The following is a 16,068-nucleotide window of genomic DNA, read 5'->3' as shown; positions in this document are numbered from 1 at the left end:
GTCGGGATCAGCGGCTCATCTGCTCAAGAAATGCTTGAGTCTCCGGATCGGTCGAGTACACGCACGCCCCGGCCATGCCGCGCGTGAGCAGAACCTTGTAGGTGTTGCGGATCAGGGCCCCGAAATGCAGGTCATCGGCCTTTTTCACCGCAGGGTCGTGGGAGTACTCGCGGCGGGCTACCCACTGCCCGTTGCGACGGACAAAGTCGGGCCCGAAGATCACGCCCGCCCAGTCGTATTCGAATCCTTGTGCGGTGTAGATGCAGCCGACCTGCCCGAAGCCCCGTTCGTCAGAGGCCCAGTAGTACGACTCGGGTGCGTCCGGAACTCGCTTCCCCGGTTTGGCGTTCCACGGTCTCGCCCACTCGCCGATCGTCACGTCGTCAACGAGGTGTTTCCCGTCCTCGGTCGCGACCGGGTCGCTCCAGCGCCAGCAATAGCCTGCCGCGAGGCGTGCCGTGGTGCCGGCATGATCAGCCTGTTTCGCCAAGAGCCATGATTCCATGGCCTCCGGTGACGCCACGTCGGCGAGTTCGAAGTCGTCGTCAAGTGCGGAAGCCACGTTGCTCCACGACGTCGGAGGAAGCCGGTCCAGTCCGACTAGCCGTTCGACCCAGGTGTCGAATGCCGCCGACCCACCGCAGCGGAACTGGCCTTTCAAGTGAACGATTTCCACGTCGCAGCCTTTGGCCCGAGCCGCCGTCGTGATCTCGTCCAACGAACCCATCTCCCCGGGCCGCACGATCTGGTTTTCGTCCAACAGGAACACAGGCACCCAGGCCACGTCGATCAGTTCGTCGATCTGCCTGCCCGCCTGGGCACGAACCTCCTTCCTGGTGTACCGATTTACGCTGGTCTCGCGGATGCGATGCGCCTCGTCGCAGATGAGCACATCGAGCTCGCGAGGTTCGGACGCGGTGTAGTTGTTGAAGTACTTGAAAAGACTCTGCACCCGAGGCGCATGTTTACCCGCGGTCTTGCGCATGGTCCTCGTGAAGGCGCTGGAACCCGTCGCATGGTGCACCGTCCGTCCCCGTCGAGCCAGGTTGCCCATCAAGTTGAGCGCGATGACGCTCTTGCCGGATCCAGGCCCCCCGAGAACGACGACGGCCGTTCGCGTGTTGGCGGTACGCGCACGGTCCACCGCGTGCATGACCTGCTCGTAGGCGACCTTTTGTTCGTCGAGAAGGACGAACTGGTCACGCTCTTGAATCTCGCGCGCGGCCAGCTTGAGCAGTGGCTTCGACGGTGCGTGGTGGCAGTTCAGGAAGTCGTCGGCGGCGGTGCGTGCAGTCTGTCGATCACCGTGCGGATCCAGCTTACCGCGCAGATACTCGACGAACTCCTGTTTGTCGTCCAACGTGAACATGCGGCCGTACTCGTCCGGCGTGTACTGCTTCAAGGACGCGATCCCCGAGGTCTGCGCATTGTGCAGGTAGGCGACGCCGTGCACCACATGCGGCTGCGCCGCCAGTGACGGGGTCGAGTCGACCAGGTACTCGCAGTACTGCCGGACCTGGTCGACCGGGTGGAGCACGGGCTCCTTCCCGTACGCTGCGACACGCACCAGGTCGGCAAGAACGAGCTCGGCCTCCGACCACTGCTTGAGTTCGACGAGGACGTAGCTCGGTTCGCGGGTCCGCGGGTGCGTTCCGCACAGCACCGCGTCGACCCGTTTGGGACTGTGCGGCAGCTTGTGCTCCAACAGGACTTCCACGTGGCCGAGGCCTGCATCCGTGAGATCACGGAGGAGCACGGGAAGGCTGCGTCGCCACGATCGAACCTCGCCGGTTCCGGCGCGGCTTTCGAGCTGGAACTTCGCCTGTTCCGAAAGCAGTTGATGCAGTCGGTCGGCCTTCGCTTCCTCGAGCAGGTCTGCCGCACTTCGACGGACGAGCGCCACGTCTGAACCCCCACTGGACACGCGTGATCCACGCGCGGGTGGGGGCAGCGACGAAGCGATACTTCGGTGCCCGTCGGGCCGCGATTTCGGTCGATCATCCTAACCGTAGTACCTACGGCGCGACTGAACGACTCGCCACTACGGCTACGCATGAACCCAGGAGATATCAACAACTCCAGGAGTACAGTCGCCGGAAGCGTGTACCACACCGACGTCCGCACAGTTGCCGATGAGCGTCTCGGTCCCCTTCCCCGGGCTCGGTGTTGGGCCCGAACTCGAGCTCAACCCTCGTGCCGCGTGTCCCTCGGACCGGCCGCGTCCGTGCCGAACACCGCCAGCGAGAACCGGCCGGGAGGATACGGGTAGGTACTCGTGACAGCCGCTCGTCTGACCCGGCTCCGAGCTGCACGGCGCGGGGTCCAGGACGACCTTTTCCACGCCTCTCACAGCGCCGGCGTACCTGTGGGAGACGTTTCGCCGGTGGAGTCGAGTCCCTGCCATTCGGATCAGTCGGCGTGCACCCACTCGATGTCCGCCGGCGCTGATGGCTGCGCAGGAACTGCTCCAGCGCTGCGAGGACATCGTGAAGAGACAGGACGAACACGGCGGATCCCCGCCGGGAAAGCCGGGCCGGTCAGGCGCCGTGCTCTCCCTTGCGGCGGGACAGCCACACCGTGCCGCCGCCGACAGCGAGCAGCGCCGCGCCGGCAGGCACAAGCCACATCAGCGTGCCGCTGACTCCGGTGTCGGCCAGGTCGTCGTTGGCGGAGACCGCGTCGACCGTCACCGGGGCCGACGAGGTGGGGCCGGGCATGGTCACGGGAGCCACGCCGTCGTCGGTCTCGGACGGCTCGCCGCCCTTGTCGTCACCGTTGTCGCCTCCCTTGCCACCCTTGTCGTCACCGTCGTTGCCCGGCTTCTCCGGGTTCCCGGGCTCGTCGCCCGGATTCTCGCCACCGGGCTGTTCACCGGGCTCCTCACCGGGGTTCTCGGGATCGTCGCCGGGCTCCTCCGGTTTCGGGGGTGTGGTGGGCTCGGGCTCGCACAGGTCGACGTCGACGGACTCGGCAGGTGCGAAGAAGTGCTGCTCGGGGCCGCGGTCGATCCAGGCCCGCACCGTGATCACACCGTCGCCGTTGAGATCCGGCGTGTCGACGGGCACCTCGACGGGGACCGTCTCCTCGTCGCCCGCCGCGATGGGGGTCAGGTGGAAGACGTTGCCCCACTTCTGGCCGGCGAGCGGGCCCTCGGCGATGGTCTCGCCGGTGACCTCGTCGGCCGTGCCGCTCTCGGAGCCGACCTGGTAATCGCCGAAGAACTCGAAGTCGGTCGGGTTGGTGAAGGTCACGGTAGCGATGCCGCACTCGTCGCTGCCGATACTGACCGAGGTTCCCTCGTCAGCCGCCGCGGGGGACACGCACAGGAATACACCCGCCACCGCAGCAGGAATGGTCAACAGTTTCCTCATCGTCTCTCTTTCTTGTTGCAACCGCACAGCCCGAGGGGTCGTGACCCTTCCGATTCTCGGACGATGCGGGAACGTCGAATTCCACAGTGGACTGTTGTCGTCACCACGTCGGATGACGCGCCGGAACAGCGTGAACACGCAAGCCACACCCCGCTTCTCGTGCTCACACCGAAGCCCTTCGATGGCGCGACCGGAAATGTTTCCCACTTCAGTGGAATGTGATCGCGGCGTGACAAACGATCACGCTCGGTGCTTTACGACGGCCCATCGACAACACGGGCGGTCACGAGCATGAATGGTCCACGCCAGAATGGAATCAGTGGAAAATCTCGACCATTGACCATTGACCGTTGCGAGTTGCCCACAACTCAGCGCCGTACCTGGGAAGTGACCGTCCACAACCGGACTCCACCGGCACAAGCCGACGCCCGCCAGGCCCGCAGGTGCCGCGACGCAGACGCCGACACGCCTACACCGGCGCAGCTGTATCGACACGAAGAGCCGCTCGCCGGTACGAATCCGGCGAGCGGCTCAAACCACGTAACTCGTCCCCGCAGGGGTCTTAGCGGCATGCACGAACGCAGAACACGGCGTCCCGGATGCAGAACCCGCGCCACGGAATCCGCGACACGGACCCTCAGGAACGCAACACGAGCCCCGGAACCTGCAACACGGGCTCCCAGGAACGCAACACGAGCCCCGGGATCCGCAACACGGCGTGCCCGCGTCAGCCGGACTGGGAAGCGCCGGCGTTGGCCAGGGGGAGGATCGGGTAGGCGACGCGGACGCCCGCGGCGTCGAGGCCCGCCTTGAGGTGGCCGCGCAGTTCGCGACCCATCGCCCACTGCTCGCCCGGCTGCGTGGTGACCATGACCCGCACCGTGACGGCACCGTTGCCGATGCCGACCACACCGGTGATCGACGGCCGCTCGATGATCTTCGGTGCGAACTCCGGGTTGTCGGCGAACTCGTCGATGTTGCGCTGGATGACGGCCTTCGCCTCGTCCAGGTTCACCGAGTAGTCCAGCGGCAGCTCCACCACCGCGTTGGCCCAGTCCTGGTTCATGTTGCAGACACGCATGATCTCGCCGTTGCGCACGTGCCACAGCCCACCGTTGAGGTCGCGGATCTTCGTGATCCGCAGCGTGACCGCCTCGACCGTGCCGACCGCGTCGCCCACGTCGACGACGTCGCCCACGCCGTACTGGTCCTCGACCATCATGAAGATGCCGGACAGGAAGTCCTGCACCAGGCTCTGCGCACCGAACCCGATCGCGAGACCGATCACACCGGCGCTCGCGATGATCGGGCCGATGTTGATCCCGAACTGCCCCAGGATCGTCACGAACGCGATGCCGAATATCACGAACGACGCCACGCTCTTGAGCACCGAGGCGATCGTGTTCGCCCGCTGCCGCTGCCGCTCACCGCGGCCGTCGTTGCTCTGCTTGATGACCCGGCTCGCCGCCTTGGCCTTCGCCTTGTCGATCCGCTCGCGCGAGTTGACCATCCGCTTGGCCAGCTGGTCGATGACCCGGCCGACGATCGCACGCAGCACCAGTGCGAGCACCGCGATGATCGCGATGTTGATCAGACCGGACACCATCTCCGTGGAGTTCTCATTGAACCAGTCCACGAACGCATTGGCCTGGACAGGAGGCATGGGCACGGGTCTCCCCTCTTCCGCTGGCAGCGGACACGTACTCGGCGTCACCTGGCAGGGTAGGCAGCCACCCTCGCGTCGTCCGCACGCGGGGCGCCGCCAACCTTGCGAAACAGCCCGTGACCAGCACGTCGGGGTGCATCAGCTTCCCGCCGGCTTCATCGCCCCGGCCGACGTCACCGGCGCCTCACAAGCGCAGCCCGCCACCTCAGGACAGCGCAGCCGGGCACAGCACGTCACAGGCACAGCCCGGCACGTCACGGGCGCAGCCTGTTCACCTCAGGGGCGCAGGCCGTCGAACAGCATCCGCAGATACGTGTCGGCGACGTCCTCGACGTCGTCGTCCGACGCCCCGCGGATCCAGCCGCTGACCCCGTTGAGCATGTCGAGCATGCCCAGCGCCACCAGCTTCGGGTCAAGCTCGCGGAACTCGCCCGCGCGCATGCCCGCGGCGATCACGTCCCGCACCCGCCGGTGGTAGTACTGCCGATACCGGTCGACCTCGGCCAGGTGCTCCTCCGTCAGCGACGTGCGCTCGTGCAACGCCACCAGGTGCTCCACCCGCCGCCTGCGCAACTGCCGGATGTGCGCCTGCAGCAGGCCGGCGAGCCGCTCCGCCGGGGTTCCCGCCGCGTCGAGCAGCGGCAGGTTCTCCTCCACCGGCTCCCGTGTCACCGCCAGGCAGATCTCGTAGAGGATCTCCTCTTTCGACGAGAAGTGGTGGTACAGGCTCGCCCCGCGGATACCGACGGCCTCGGCGATGTCGCGCATTCCGACGTTGCCGTACCCGCGGGTCGCGAAGGTCTGCGCCGCCGCCGTGACGATCTCCGCACGCCGGCCACGACTCCGCTCCGTGCGCGAGCCCGTGCGGTTCGCCGGTTCGGCCCCGTCGGTCGGCTCGGCCACCCGTTCCACGTCTCCCCTCGCGCCACCACCCGGTGCCGCCGTGTCCGCCTACCTGCCCGCATGTCAGCCACACACCCGCGCGGGCGCGATCACTATCGCGCACCGCGCGGGCACCGCTCCAGCAATCCTGCCGTTCCAGCAACCCCGCCGATCCGGCAGCCCTGCCCAGACACCGCACAGGGCTCAGGCAGGCGCGTTCGCCACCTGCCCGCGCAGCTGCCGCTTCAGAATCTTGCCCTGCGGATCCACGGGCAGCTCCGAGACCACGTGCACGGCCTTGGGCACCTTGTACGAGGCGAGCCGCTCCCGGCACACGGCGACGACGTCCTCGGCGGTGACCTCGTGGTCGCCGTCCGGGACGACGAACGCCGTGACCGCCTCCGACCAGTACGCGTCCGGCATGCCGACGACCGCGGCCCTGAGTACGCCCGGATGGCCGTACACGACCCGCTCGACCTCCTGGGACGACACGTTCATCCCGCCGGTCTTGATCATGTCTTTGAGGCGGTCGTGGAAGAACAGGTTGCCCTCGCCGTCGATGCGCACCATGTCGCCGGTGTGGACCCAGCCGTCGCGGAACACCTCGGCGGTGCGCTCCGGATCGTCGAGGTAGCCCAGCATGGCCGACGGGGTACGGCACAGCAGCTCGCCGACCTCGGCGTCGTTGCCGTCGGCGTCGACGACGCGGATCTCCAGGTGCGTGACCGGCTTGCCGATCCACGCCGCGTCACCGCCGGGGACGTCGTCGAGCGTGCGGAAGAACCCGACGGTGCCGAGCTGCGAGAGCTCCGACTGGCCCCAGTACGTCCCCCACATCACGTCGGGCGCCGCCGCGGCCCAGGCCTCGACGACGTGCGGCGGGATCAGCCCGCCGTAGGTCATGCACCGGCGCACCTGGCCGACCGCGTCCGATCCGAACGCCGGCTCCTGCGACAACGCCGTGTAGAACGTCGGCGTCTGCGCGATGACGGTGATCCGCTCGGCCGCGATGATCCGCAGGGCTGCGGCCGGTTCGACCGTCGCGGGCAGCACCAGCGTCGCTCCCATCAGCGTCAGGCTGGTCATGGAGCCCAGCCCGGCGATCGTGTGGAACGGCATGACGAACAGCCACGTGTCCCGCGGTCCGGTGTCCAGTCCCCAGCCCCACGCCGGAGCCGTGGAGGCGAGGTAGTTGCGGTGCGGGATCAGCACGCCCTTCGGGCTGGCCTCGGTGCCGGAGGTGTAGACGATCAGCGCCACGTCGTTCTCGTCCACGGCGACGTCCGGCTCGTCGGCAGGCTGCTCGGCCAGCAGCCCGTCCAGATCGGCGCCGTAGGTCAGCCGTGCCGTGTCCGGCGGCCGTGCCGCGTCGACGACGGCCTGGAAGTCCGGGTCGGCGAGCACGAGCGTCGCCCTGCTGTGGCTCAGCTGGTGCGCCGCCTCCGGTTCGCGGTACAGCGGATTCACCCCGGTGAACGCGGCACCGATCTTGAGGGCGCCGTAGTAGGCCGCGACGACGTCGACGCTGTTGCGTGCCATCGACGCGATCCTGCCGCCGTGGCCCAGTCCGCGTGCCGTGAACAGGTGCGCGAACCGGTTGGCCCGCTCGTTGAGCGCGCCGTAGGTCGTCTCGGTGCGGGTGCCGTCGGCGCCATAGGCGATGAACGCGACCTTGTCCGGCTGCGTCCTGGCGTGCCTGCGCAGCTGGTCACCGATCGTCGCGCGGCCCAGCGGGGTCCGGTGGTGCGGGGCGAGGTCGGGCACGGTGTCTCCTGCGGGGATCGGGTCGCCTGCGGCCGGCTCAGACGGCGGCGTCGGCGAAGTAAGGCCGGGTGAAGGTCTCTGCGGCGACGATGTCGGCCACCGGGCTGCGCGACAGTTTCGTCGGGAAGCCCTTCTCCGGATAGCCGACGGTGACGTGCGCGGCCGTCAGGAAGTCGTCGGGGATCTCGAGCAGGTCGCGCACCTGCGGTTCGGCGTGGCACAGCAGCGTGGTGACGGCCGACGCGACGCCCTGGTCGCGCAGCGCGAGGCAGAAGTTCTGCACCGTCGGGTAGATCGACCCGCCGCCGACGACCGACACCCGGTCCAGCTCCAGGTCCGTCGGGTGCAGCCCGTCCACCTCGGCGCAGACCACGACGATCGCGGGAACGTCGGCGAGATGCTCGGCGAAGTGGTCCGCATCGCGCACGGCCTTCGGCATGGCGCCGATGTTGACGCTGCCGTCGCCGATGCCGCCGAGGTACGCCTTCCACATCGGCAGGTACAGGTCCTGCAACGCCTGTTTGCGCGCCCGGTCGCGGACCACGATCCAGCGCACGGGCTGCCGGTTGCCGCCCTGCGGCCCGAACCGCGCCGCCTCGAACGCCCGGTACAGCGTGTCGTCGGGCACCGGGTCCCGCCGGTAGTACCGGCACGTACCCACCGTGCGCATCGCGTCGGTCAGCTCCATTGCTCAACCCTTCACCATCGGTATTACCTATCCATTGTTAGGTTATGAGCAGCGATACTCCTGTGACCGGAGGCACATGTCAAGACGCCTCCCGAAATGATCAGCGAACTTGACGCAGCGTGTCGCGGCGTGTTGACACTGTTCCCACGGCTCATCGGAACCACCAGAACCTAACTGCCGTTAGACTTCTCGGTGAGTACCACTTCCTGATGAGTCCCACTGCGCGGCGGAAGCGGAGGACCGACTGCTGTGACCGAGACACCCCCGGAGACGAGTGACACGGATGCGGCCGACCTCGCCGCAGCCCTCGAGCACGCCAACCTGCCCGCCCTCGTACCGGTGCTGTACCAACTCACCGGTGATCGCGCCTGGCTCCAGGACCCGTACCGGCCGAGCCGCAGCCGCGGTATGGACAACAACGACTCGGGCGGCTTCCCGCCCGAGGTCGCGGCCCGGATCAAGGACGCCACACTCGACGCCGTGCTGACCCACGAAACCGGCACCCCGCCCGCCGTGCCCGCGCCGGTCGGTGACGAGCTCCGCGAGCTGCTGGAACTCGCCAACGGCGAGGCCGTTCCCGCCGAGTACGCCGACATGGCCGCCGAGGACATGGGATTCACGCCGTCGCCCACGCCCGCCGCCCCGGACGGTGACATCGACGCCATCGTGATCGGCGCCGGCATCTCGGGCATGCTCGCCGCGATCACACTCCGCGAGGCGGGCATCGACCACGTCGTGCTGGAGAAGAACGACGACGTCGGCGGCTGCTGGCTGGAGAACGTCTACCCGGGCGCCGGTGTCGACACCCCGAGCCACCTCTACTCGTACTCGTTCGCACCACGCGACTGGCGGACCCACTTCGGCAAGCGCGACGAGGTGGAACAGTACCTCCGCGGCGTCGCCGACGACCACGACCTCCACAAGGTGATCCGCTTCGGCACCGAGGTCCTCACCGCCGACTACGACGCCGACAGCGCCACCTGGACCGTCCACACCGAACACGGCGAGCGACTCACCGCACGCATCCTGATCAGCGCGACCGGCGCCCTGAACCGGCCCAAGATTCCCGCGATCCCCGGCATCGACGACTTCCGGGGCCCGATCTTCCACACCGCCGCCTGGCCCGAGGAGCTCGACCTGACGGGGAAGCGCGTCGCCGTCGTCGGTAGCGGGGCCAGCGCCATGCAGGTCGTACCGGCCATCGCCCCGACGGTGTCGCAGCTGACCGTCTTCCAGCGCTCACCCCAGTGGATCGCACCCAACGACGTCTACTTCAGCGAGATCGACGACGCCGTCGCGCTCCTGATGGAGCGGGTCCCGTTCTACCGCGCCTGGTACCGCACCCGGCTCGCGTGGAACTTCAACGACCGCGTGCACCCCGCCCTGCAGATCGATCCGGAGTGGCCGCACCCCGACCGGTCGGTCAACGTGATCAACGACAGCCACCGCCGCGCCTTCACCCGGTATCTGGAGTCGCAATTGGACGGAAGGCCGGATCTGATCGCCAAGGCGTTGCCGGACTATCCGCCGTTCGGCAAACGCATGCTGCTCGACAACGGCTGGTTCACCGCGCTGCGGCGCGACAACGTCGAACTCGTCACCGAAGGCGTCGAGGAGATCACGCCGACCGGTGTCCGCGGCAGCGGCGGCACCGACGCCGACGTCGACGTCGTCATCCTGGCCACCGGCTTCCACACCCACCGCTTCCTGTACCCGATGCGGGTCACGGGCCGTTCCGGTGCGACGCTGGCCGAGACCTGGGGTCCCGAGAACGCCCACGCCTACCTCGGCATCACCGTTCCCGACTTCCCGAACTTGTTCATCACCTGCGGACCGGGGACCGCGCTGGGGCACGGCGGCAGCTTCATCACGGTGGCCGAATGCCAGGTCCGCTACATCGTCGACACCCTGGTGACCATGGCCCGCCGCGGCCTGCGCGCCGTGGAGGTTCGTCCCGAGGTGGAGTCCGACTACACCCGGCGGCACGACGAGGCCCACGAGAAGATGCTCTGGACCCATCCCGGCATGACCAACTGGTACCGCAACGCCGACGGCCGCGTGGTGTCGACCATGCCCTGGCGCATCGTCGACTACTGGTCCATGACCCGCCGCGCCGACCTCGCCGACTACCGCACCGAACCCGCGCTGCCTGCCGACGAGGGGTGACGCCGCCCGCCTCGCCCGGGGCGGCCGCCGCGCGGTCGCGTGGGCCGTCCCCGGTCAGGACCGGCGGAGGAGTCCGGTCCGCTTCGGTTTCGCCGAGCTGCCCCGCGACGTCCGGACGGTGCCGCTGCGGACGTCGTCCAGCAGTGCGGCGACGGTCTCCTGCGCGCACGTCTTGTTGGCGCCGATCCCGCCGGACGGGCCGCGCTTGATCCACCCCACGACGTACGTGCCGTCGCGTCCCTGCACTCGGCCCGCCGTGTTGGGGATCGTGCCCGTCGTCTCGTCGAACGGCAGGCCCCGCACCCCGGTCCCGCGGTACCCCACGGCGCGCACCACCAATCCCGCTTCGATGTCCACATCGGACTTGGGCCCGCCGGTTCGCAATCCGGCCACGCGGTCGTCGCCGAGCATGTCGCGCGGCGAGGAGTGGAACCGGAGTACGATCCGTCGCCGACCTCCCACGGCCGGTGCCGACCAGTCGATGCGCTCCTGGGCGACCCCCTGCAGCAGGTGCGCCTTCTCCCCCGGCTCGGCGGCGTCGATCGCCTTTGTCACGCGGTCGTCGTGGGTGTCCACGACGACATCGAAGTCCGGATGCCGCGTCAGGGCCAGCAGTTCCGGCTCGGTGTACGCGGCGTGTTCCGGTCCGCGCCGGGCCAGCAGCACGACCTCCCGCACCGAACTGGACCGCAGCCGCGTCAACGCACTCTGCGAGATGGACGTGTTCGCCAACGTGTCCGGATCGCTGGACAGGATGCGGGCGACGTCGAGTGCGACGTTGCCGTTACCGATCAGCACGGCGCGCTCCGACGACAGGTCGAGGTCGGCGCTCGCATCGGGGTGGCCGTTGTACCAGGAGACGACGTCGGTCGCGGCGACGCTACCTGGGAGCTGCTCCCCGGCGATACCCAGCGATCGCGCCGACGACGCGCCCACGGCGTAGACGACCGCGTCGTGCCGGGCGGCCAGCTCGTCGACCGTGACGTCCCTGCCGACCTCGACACCGAGCCGCAACGTGAGGCGCGGATGCTCGCGGTAGCGCGCGAACGTCTCGTCGATCCGTTTCGTCGACGGATGGTCCGGCGCCACGCCGAAGCGGATCAGCCCGCCCGCGACGTCGAGGCGGTCGATCAGCGTCACCCGCGCACTGGTGTGCAGCAGCAGGTCCTCGACGGCATACATCCCCGCCGGACCGCTGCCGACGACGGCGACGTCCAGCGCGGGGAAGTCGCTCGAGATCGTGCGGTCGAACGTGGGCGCACCCCAGTTGTGGAACACCGGCGAGGAGCCGAGCACGTCCGCCGACACCGGTTTGCCGTCGTAGAACCGGGCGTTCACGTCGGCGTACGGCTTGAGGGACTCGCTCAGCATGTCGACCGGGAAGATGGCGTCCACCGGGCACGCATCGGCACACGCGCCGCAGTCGATGCAGCTGCGCGGGTCGATGTAGAGCATGTCGGTGGTGCCGAAATCCGGCTCGTCCGGCGTCGGATGGATGCAGTTGACCGGGCACACCGCGACGCACGAGGCGTCGTTGCAGCAGGTCTGCGTGATCGCGTAGGCCATGTGATGTCCGAGCCGGGGTCAGAGCAGGTTGGCGCGCTTGTAGATGCGCTTCGAGGCCTTCGTCAGCAGACCGGCCGAGTTGAGGAACTCCATGAGACCGGCACAGCTCGAACGCAGCATCGCCTTGTGGTTCTCGTTGCTGCGGGCCTCCCGGATGGCCCGCTTCGGGTCCAGGCCCGCGTTCTCGTAGACCTTCGGGTTCCACATGGCGTCGACGATGAAGTACGCGACGACGGCGATGTTGATCGCGTTGATGTGGCGGCGGAGCTTGCCCGCGTCCTTCATCCGCTCCTTGGTCTCCTCGCGCGCGAACTTCATGTGCCGCGATTCCTCGACCACGTGGATGTTGTTGATGGTGCGCACGAAGGGCACGACGCGCTCGTCGCGCATCCAGTCGCGCTGCATCACGTCGAGGACTTCTTCGGCCACGAGGATCGCGGCGTAGGCGGCCTCACCGCGCGCGGTGGCGGCGTAGAACCTGCCGCCGTGCACCGCGTACCACTTCGGCCGGTAGGCGGGCGCGTTCAGCTTCTCCGCGCCGCGGGCGAACATGATCGAGTGCCGGCACTCGTCGGCGATCTCCGTCAGGGCCCACTGGAACTCCGGTGACGTCGGGTCCTTGGCGTAGAAGTCCCGCAGCACCATCTGCTGGAGGATCATCTCGAACCAGATGCCCGTGCTGGCCACGGACGCCGCTTCCTGCCGCGTCAGCTCGCGTCGCTGGTCCTCGGTCATCTCGTCCCAGTAGGGCGTGCCATAGAGCGTGCTCCACTCCGGCGACGTCCCCCAGTAGGAGGTGTCCAGCGGCGTCTCCCAGTCGACCTCCGTGGCGGGGTCGTACGACAACATCTCCGAGGAGTCCAGCAGCCGCTGCGCGACCGAGTCGTGGTCGTGCTGCGCGTCCGCGTCACTGCGGTGGTCGACGCTGGTCATAGGAAGCTCCCTGACGACGAGAATGCCTGTTACCGAGATTTACTGTTACTCAAGGTAACACGACCTTCCGGGCGGGGCCAGCCCGGCACGTTTTCCCAGGAAAAGTGGCAGATCAGGGGTTGTGTGACCGGCCGGACGCATGCGGATCCGGCATGCTGTTCGAGCACCGGACATCCCGCCCACACCGCCGGGACGGGAGCGACGCCGACGTCTCGAGGGAGCATGGCCGAACGACACCGCCACGACGCGAGCCGGCGATTTCCGGCACGCACTGGGAACCCCACTGCTCGCATGCGGCAGGACTACGACGCCTACGCCCCACGGTACGACCGGGAGACGAGCATCTACGAACGGGCGATGCTCGGAGGCGGCCGCGCCTGGGCCTGCTCGCAGGCCCGCGGCGAGGTGCTGGAAGTCGCGATCGGCACGGGCCGCAACCTGCCCTTCTACCCGCAGGTCTCCCGAGTCACCGGGGTCGAGCTCAGTCCCGCCATGCTCACGCGGGCCCGCGCCCGGGCCGGCGAGCTCGGCCGTCAGGTTCAACTGGTCGAAGGGGACGCTCAGGCGCTGCCGTTCCGCGACGCCGCGTTCGACACCGTGGTGTGCACGCTGGGACTGAGCAGCATTCCCGACGACCGGGTCGCTGTCGCTGAGATGCATCGGGTCCTGCGCCGGGGCGGACACGTCGTGCTGCTCGGCCATGTCGCCAGTCCCCACCTGCCGCTGCGAGGGTTGCAACTCCTCCTGGAACGATTCCCTGCCGCCGTCGGCACGCGGCGACCCGCTGATCGGCAGACGCGGCAGGTCGTTCCGCTCCTGCGCGCGGCCGGTTTCACCGTCCTGTACCGCGGTCACACCCGCGGCGGCATCGTCGAACGCGTGACCGCGACCAGGTAGGCACACGCTCGCAGCGTCGACGCCACGACCTCACGTCGGCGGGCCGAGAGCGCCTCCCCCGAGACGCCCCACCTCCCGGCCCGCCGACCCCCTCACCGGCGCCCCTGGACCTCTCGCCGCGCAACGCCCGGCTCCCCCTGGGCGTTGCGCTCCCTCGACGGGCGGGAGGAGCAGCGGCTCGGTGACCGAGCGCCTTCCGCAACTGGCGCGACGCGCAGACCTCGCCGCGAGCCGACCCGCTGTGGTCGTGTCCAGCACACGCGGAAGACGTCGTGAAGGACGACGATGTTGGATGCCAGCAGGCCGACCCGGCCACGGCTGCCACCCGACTCACCGATGCCGCTCGTGGCGCACCACCATGACCGGACACCGCGCATGGTGAATCATCGCCTGGCTCGTCGACCCCAACAGCAACCCGCGGAACCCGCCCCGCCCACGGCTGCCGACCACCAGCAACGACGCGGTGTCGGACCACTCCAGCAACTGGCGCCGGGGCCTGTCCCTCTCGATCACGCGCTCGACCACGACGTCCGGGTACTTCTCCTTCCATCCGGCCAACTGCTCCGCGACCAGTATCTCGTGATGCTGCTTCTTCGGCTCTCCCTCGAAGTACACCAGCGCCTCGTTGAGCGCGCTGTCGTACTCGAGGTCCAACATGGCGTTCACGGCGACGAGCTTCACGCCGCGCAGTGAGGCCTCTTGGAAGGCGACCGCGGTCGCCTCCTCACTGACCGGACTGCCGTCCACCCCCACGACGACAGGCCCGTTCTCCGGAGCCGGTGTCCCGTCCTCACGGCGCCGGATGACCACGACCGGACACGCCGCGTGGCTGGTCACGGCGATCGCCGTGGAACCCGCCAGCATGCCGGCGAAACCGCCCACCCCTTCCGCGCCCAACACGAGCATGGCTGCCGAACGGGACTCCTCGATCAACACCGAGATCTCATCGCCGGACGACATCTCCACCTCGATGTCAGCCGAAGATCCGGTCGTCTCGGCCTCCTGCCGTGCCGCCTCGAGGACGCTTTTGCCCTCCGCATTCAGCCGTTCGAACACGTCCCGCGAGAACACGGGATCGACACTGAACCCGCGCAACGAGTTGGCAGCGTGCACGATCCGCAGTGTCCGCTGTCTACGTGCGGCCAAGTCGGCCGCCCACCGCACCGCCTCGCGCCCCTTCTCCGACCCGTCCGTCCCGACGACGATCGGACCGTCGGCCAGCTCACCCGTGCTCATCAGTGACCTCCCATGGGCCGGTTGACCCGCGTCGACTCCCTGCGCAGCGGCGATCGGTGCCGAACGTAGGACCCGTGGGACGGTCGTCGATGCTGCCGAAAGTCCCCGGACGCAGGGACCTTCGGCAACCGCTCCCCTGTCGTTGCGACCCGCCGGTCGCCGGGGTGCCCCCGTCTTCGACGGCGGTGACCTAAGACTCTGTCCACTCGTCCGGCGCGGGCACAGCATCGAGTACACAGTGCCGAAGCCGGGAGAAACCATGCACCAGAACGAGCACGCCGCCTCGCAACGGATCATCGTGGGATTCGACGGTTCGCCGTCGGCCGAACGGACACTGCAGTGGGCGACCGCGCAGGCCGGCCGATGCGACGGTGAGGTCGAGGTCATCGCCGTGCGGGAACGGGACGACCTGCTGCCCGGGACGTCCTATACGTTCCAGCCCCACGGCCGCAGGGCCGTCCGGGACGAAGCCGGGGTACGGGACTACCTGCACGAAAGCGTGATCGCAGCCGTGGGCGAGGCACCCGTGACCGAGTCCGTGGTCACCGGCGACCCCGCCATCGAGCTCATCAAAGCCTCCGCGGAGGCGGATCTGCTCGTGGTCGGCGCGCACCGGCGCGGAGCACTGTCCGAGATTCTGCTCGGCAGCACCTCGGCCGAATGCATCCGCCACGCACGCTGCCCGGTGGTCGTCATCCCGGCCGGGCTCGACGACAGCGACGGCTTCGACGGGTGAGCCGGCGTCACGTGGCTGGTCGTGCGAAGGCGGTGAACGCAGGGCCGCCCTGCCGTCGCGGGGGTGGCCGCCGAGGCCCGATGCTCGGTTCACAACCGTGCTCGGCGACAGCCGGGCTCGTAAGCTGATGCTCACACGGCACCAGCGGCCACAACGGAACCAC

The 16,068-nt window shown here is 68.5% G+C and carries 12 protein-coding genes; 3 read left to right on the top strand and 9 right to left on the bottom strand.

Features of this window, described 5'->3' with window-relative positions; translation table 11 throughout:
* Positions 1–7 precede the first annotated feature (7 nt).
* The 6 genes from FHS23_RS16855 to FHS23_RS16830 form a co-directional block, all read right to left on the bottom strand.
* Positions 8–1,903, bottom strand: a complete 1,896-nt coding sequence (locus FHS23_RS16855; protein ID WP_183656535.1) for a DNA/RNA helicase domain-containing protein — start codon at positions 1,901–1,903, stop codon at positions 8–10.
* Positions 1,904–2,537: 634 nt separating this feature from the next.
* Positions 2,538–3,371, bottom strand: coding sequence for a hypothetical protein (locus FHS23_RS16850; protein ID WP_183656532.1), 834 nt, complete (start codon positions 3,369–3,371; stop codon positions 2,538–2,540).
* 727 nt (positions 3,372–4,098) lie between these two features.
* Positions 4,099–5,034, bottom strand: coding sequence for a mechanosensitive ion channel family protein (locus FHS23_RS16845; protein ID WP_183656528.1), 936 nt, complete (start codon positions 5,032–5,034; stop codon positions 4,099–4,101).
* A gap of 279 nt (positions 5,035–5,313) precedes the next feature.
* Complete coding sequence (locus FHS23_RS23800) at positions 5,314–5,940, bottom strand: TetR-type transcription factor C-terminal domain-containing protein (RefSeq protein WP_183656525.1); 627 nt, start codon at positions 5,938–5,940, stop codon at positions 5,314–5,316.
* A 183-nt stretch (positions 5,941–6,123) separates the two neighbouring features.
* Positions 6,124–7,683, bottom strand: a complete 1,560-nt coding sequence (locus FHS23_RS16835; RefSeq protein ID WP_183656522.1) for an AMP-binding protein — start codon at positions 7,681–7,683, stop codon at positions 6,124–6,126.
* 37 nt (positions 7,684–7,720) lie between these two features.
* Positions 7,721–8,371 (bottom strand): nitroreductase family protein, encoded by a 651-nt coding sequence (locus FHS23_RS16830; protein WP_183656519.1) that lies wholly within the window; start codon positions 8,369–8,371, stop codon positions 7,721–7,723.
* A gap of 249 nt (positions 8,372–8,620) precedes the next feature.
* Between FHS23_RS16830 and FHS23_RS16825 the strand changes: the two genes are divergently transcribed.
* The gene (locus FHS23_RS16825) at positions 8,621–10,537 is read left to right on the top strand and encodes an NAD(P)-binding domain-containing protein (protein ID WP_183656516.1); all 1,917 of its coding nucleotides are present in this window, start codon (positions 8,621–8,623) and stop codon (positions 10,535–10,537) included.
* Positions 10,538–10,591: 54 nt separating this feature from the next.
* On the opposite strand, the gene FHS23_RS16820 is transcribed toward FHS23_RS16825, so the two are convergent.
* Together FHS23_RS16820 and FHS23_RS16815 are read right to left on the bottom strand one after the other, a co-directional pair.
* On the bottom strand, positions 10,592–12,103 hold the full coding sequence (locus FHS23_RS16820; protein WP_183656513.1) for an FAD-dependent oxidoreductase: 1,512 nt from the start codon (positions 12,101–12,103) through the stop codon (positions 10,592–10,594).
* Positions 12,104–12,121: 18 nt separating this feature from the next.
* A complete protein-coding gene (locus FHS23_RS16815; protein ID WP_183656510.1) occupies positions 12,122–13,036 on the bottom strand; it encodes an AurF N-oxygenase family protein in 915 nt (304 codons plus the stop codon).
* Between the two features lie 291 nt (positions 13,037–13,327).
* Between FHS23_RS16815 and FHS23_RS16810 the strand changes: the two genes are divergently transcribed.
* Positions 13,328–13,933, top strand: a complete 606-nt coding sequence (locus FHS23_RS16810) for a class I SAM-dependent methyltransferase (RefSeq protein WP_183656507.1) — start codon at positions 13,328–13,330, stop codon at positions 13,931–13,933.
* Positions 13,934–14,263: 330 nt separating this feature from the next.
* On the opposite strand, the gene FHS23_RS16805 is transcribed toward FHS23_RS16810, so the two are convergent.
* The gene (locus tag FHS23_RS16805) at positions 14,264–15,169 is read right to left on the bottom strand and encodes a universal stress protein (protein ID WP_183656504.1); all 906 of its coding nucleotides are present in this window, start codon (positions 15,167–15,169) and stop codon (positions 14,264–14,266) included.
* A 259-nt stretch (positions 15,170–15,428) separates the two neighbouring features.
* On the opposite strand from FHS23_RS16805, the gene FHS23_RS16800 reads away from it, so the two are divergent.
* Positions 15,429–15,905 carry a universal stress protein gene (locus FHS23_RS16800; protein WP_183656501.1) on the top strand — a complete coding sequence of 159 codons (477 nt, stop codon included), beginning with the start codon at positions 15,429–15,431 and terminating at the stop codon, positions 15,903–15,905.
* Positions 15,906–16,068: the final 163 nt, after the last annotated feature.

The sequence above is a fragment of the Prauserella isguenensis genome (assembly GCF_014191605.1).
GTDB lineage: Bacteria > Actinomycetota > Actinomycetes > Mycobacteriales > Pseudonocardiaceae > Prauserella > Prauserella isguenensis.
Note: the sequence above shows the minus strand (reverse complement) of the source record. Positions and strands in the feature narration are given on the sequence as shown.

What these genes read in the sequence shown, in the direction of transcription:
- FHS23_RS16850 (WP_183656532.1), bottom strand. Translation starts at nt 3,371, where the DNA reads ATGAGGAAACTGTTGACCATTCCTGCTGCGGTGGCGGGTGTATTCCTG.
- FHS23_RS16845 (WP_183656528.1), bottom strand. Translation starts at nt 5,034, where the DNA reads ATGCCTCCTGTCCAGGCCAATGCGTTCGTGGACTGGTTCAATGAGAAC.
- FHS23_RS16830 (WP_183656519.1), bottom strand. Translation starts at nt 8,371, where the DNA reads ATGGAGCTGACCGACGCGATGCGCACGGTGGGTACGTGCCGGTACTAC.
- FHS23_RS16820 (WP_183656513.1), bottom strand. Translation starts at nt 12,103, where the DNA reads ATGGCCTACGCGATCACGCAGACCTGCTGCAACGACGCCTCGTGCGTC.
- FHS23_RS16815 (WP_183656510.1), bottom strand. Translation starts at nt 13,036, where the DNA reads ATGACCAGCGTCGACCACCGCAGTGACGCGGACGCGCAGCACGACCAC.
- FHS23_RS16810 (WP_183656507.1), top strand. Translation starts at nt 13,328, where the DNA reads ATGCGGCAGGACTACGACGCCTACGCCCCACGGTACGACCGGGAGACG.
- FHS23_RS16805 (WP_183656504.1), bottom strand. Translation starts at nt 15,169, where the DNA reads ATGAGCACGGGTGAGCTGGCCGACGGTCCGATCGTCGTCGGGACGGAC.
- FHS23_RS16800 (WP_183656501.1), top strand. Translation starts at nt 15,429, where the DNA reads ATGCACCAGAACGAGCACGCCGCCTCGCAACGGATCATCGTGGGATTC.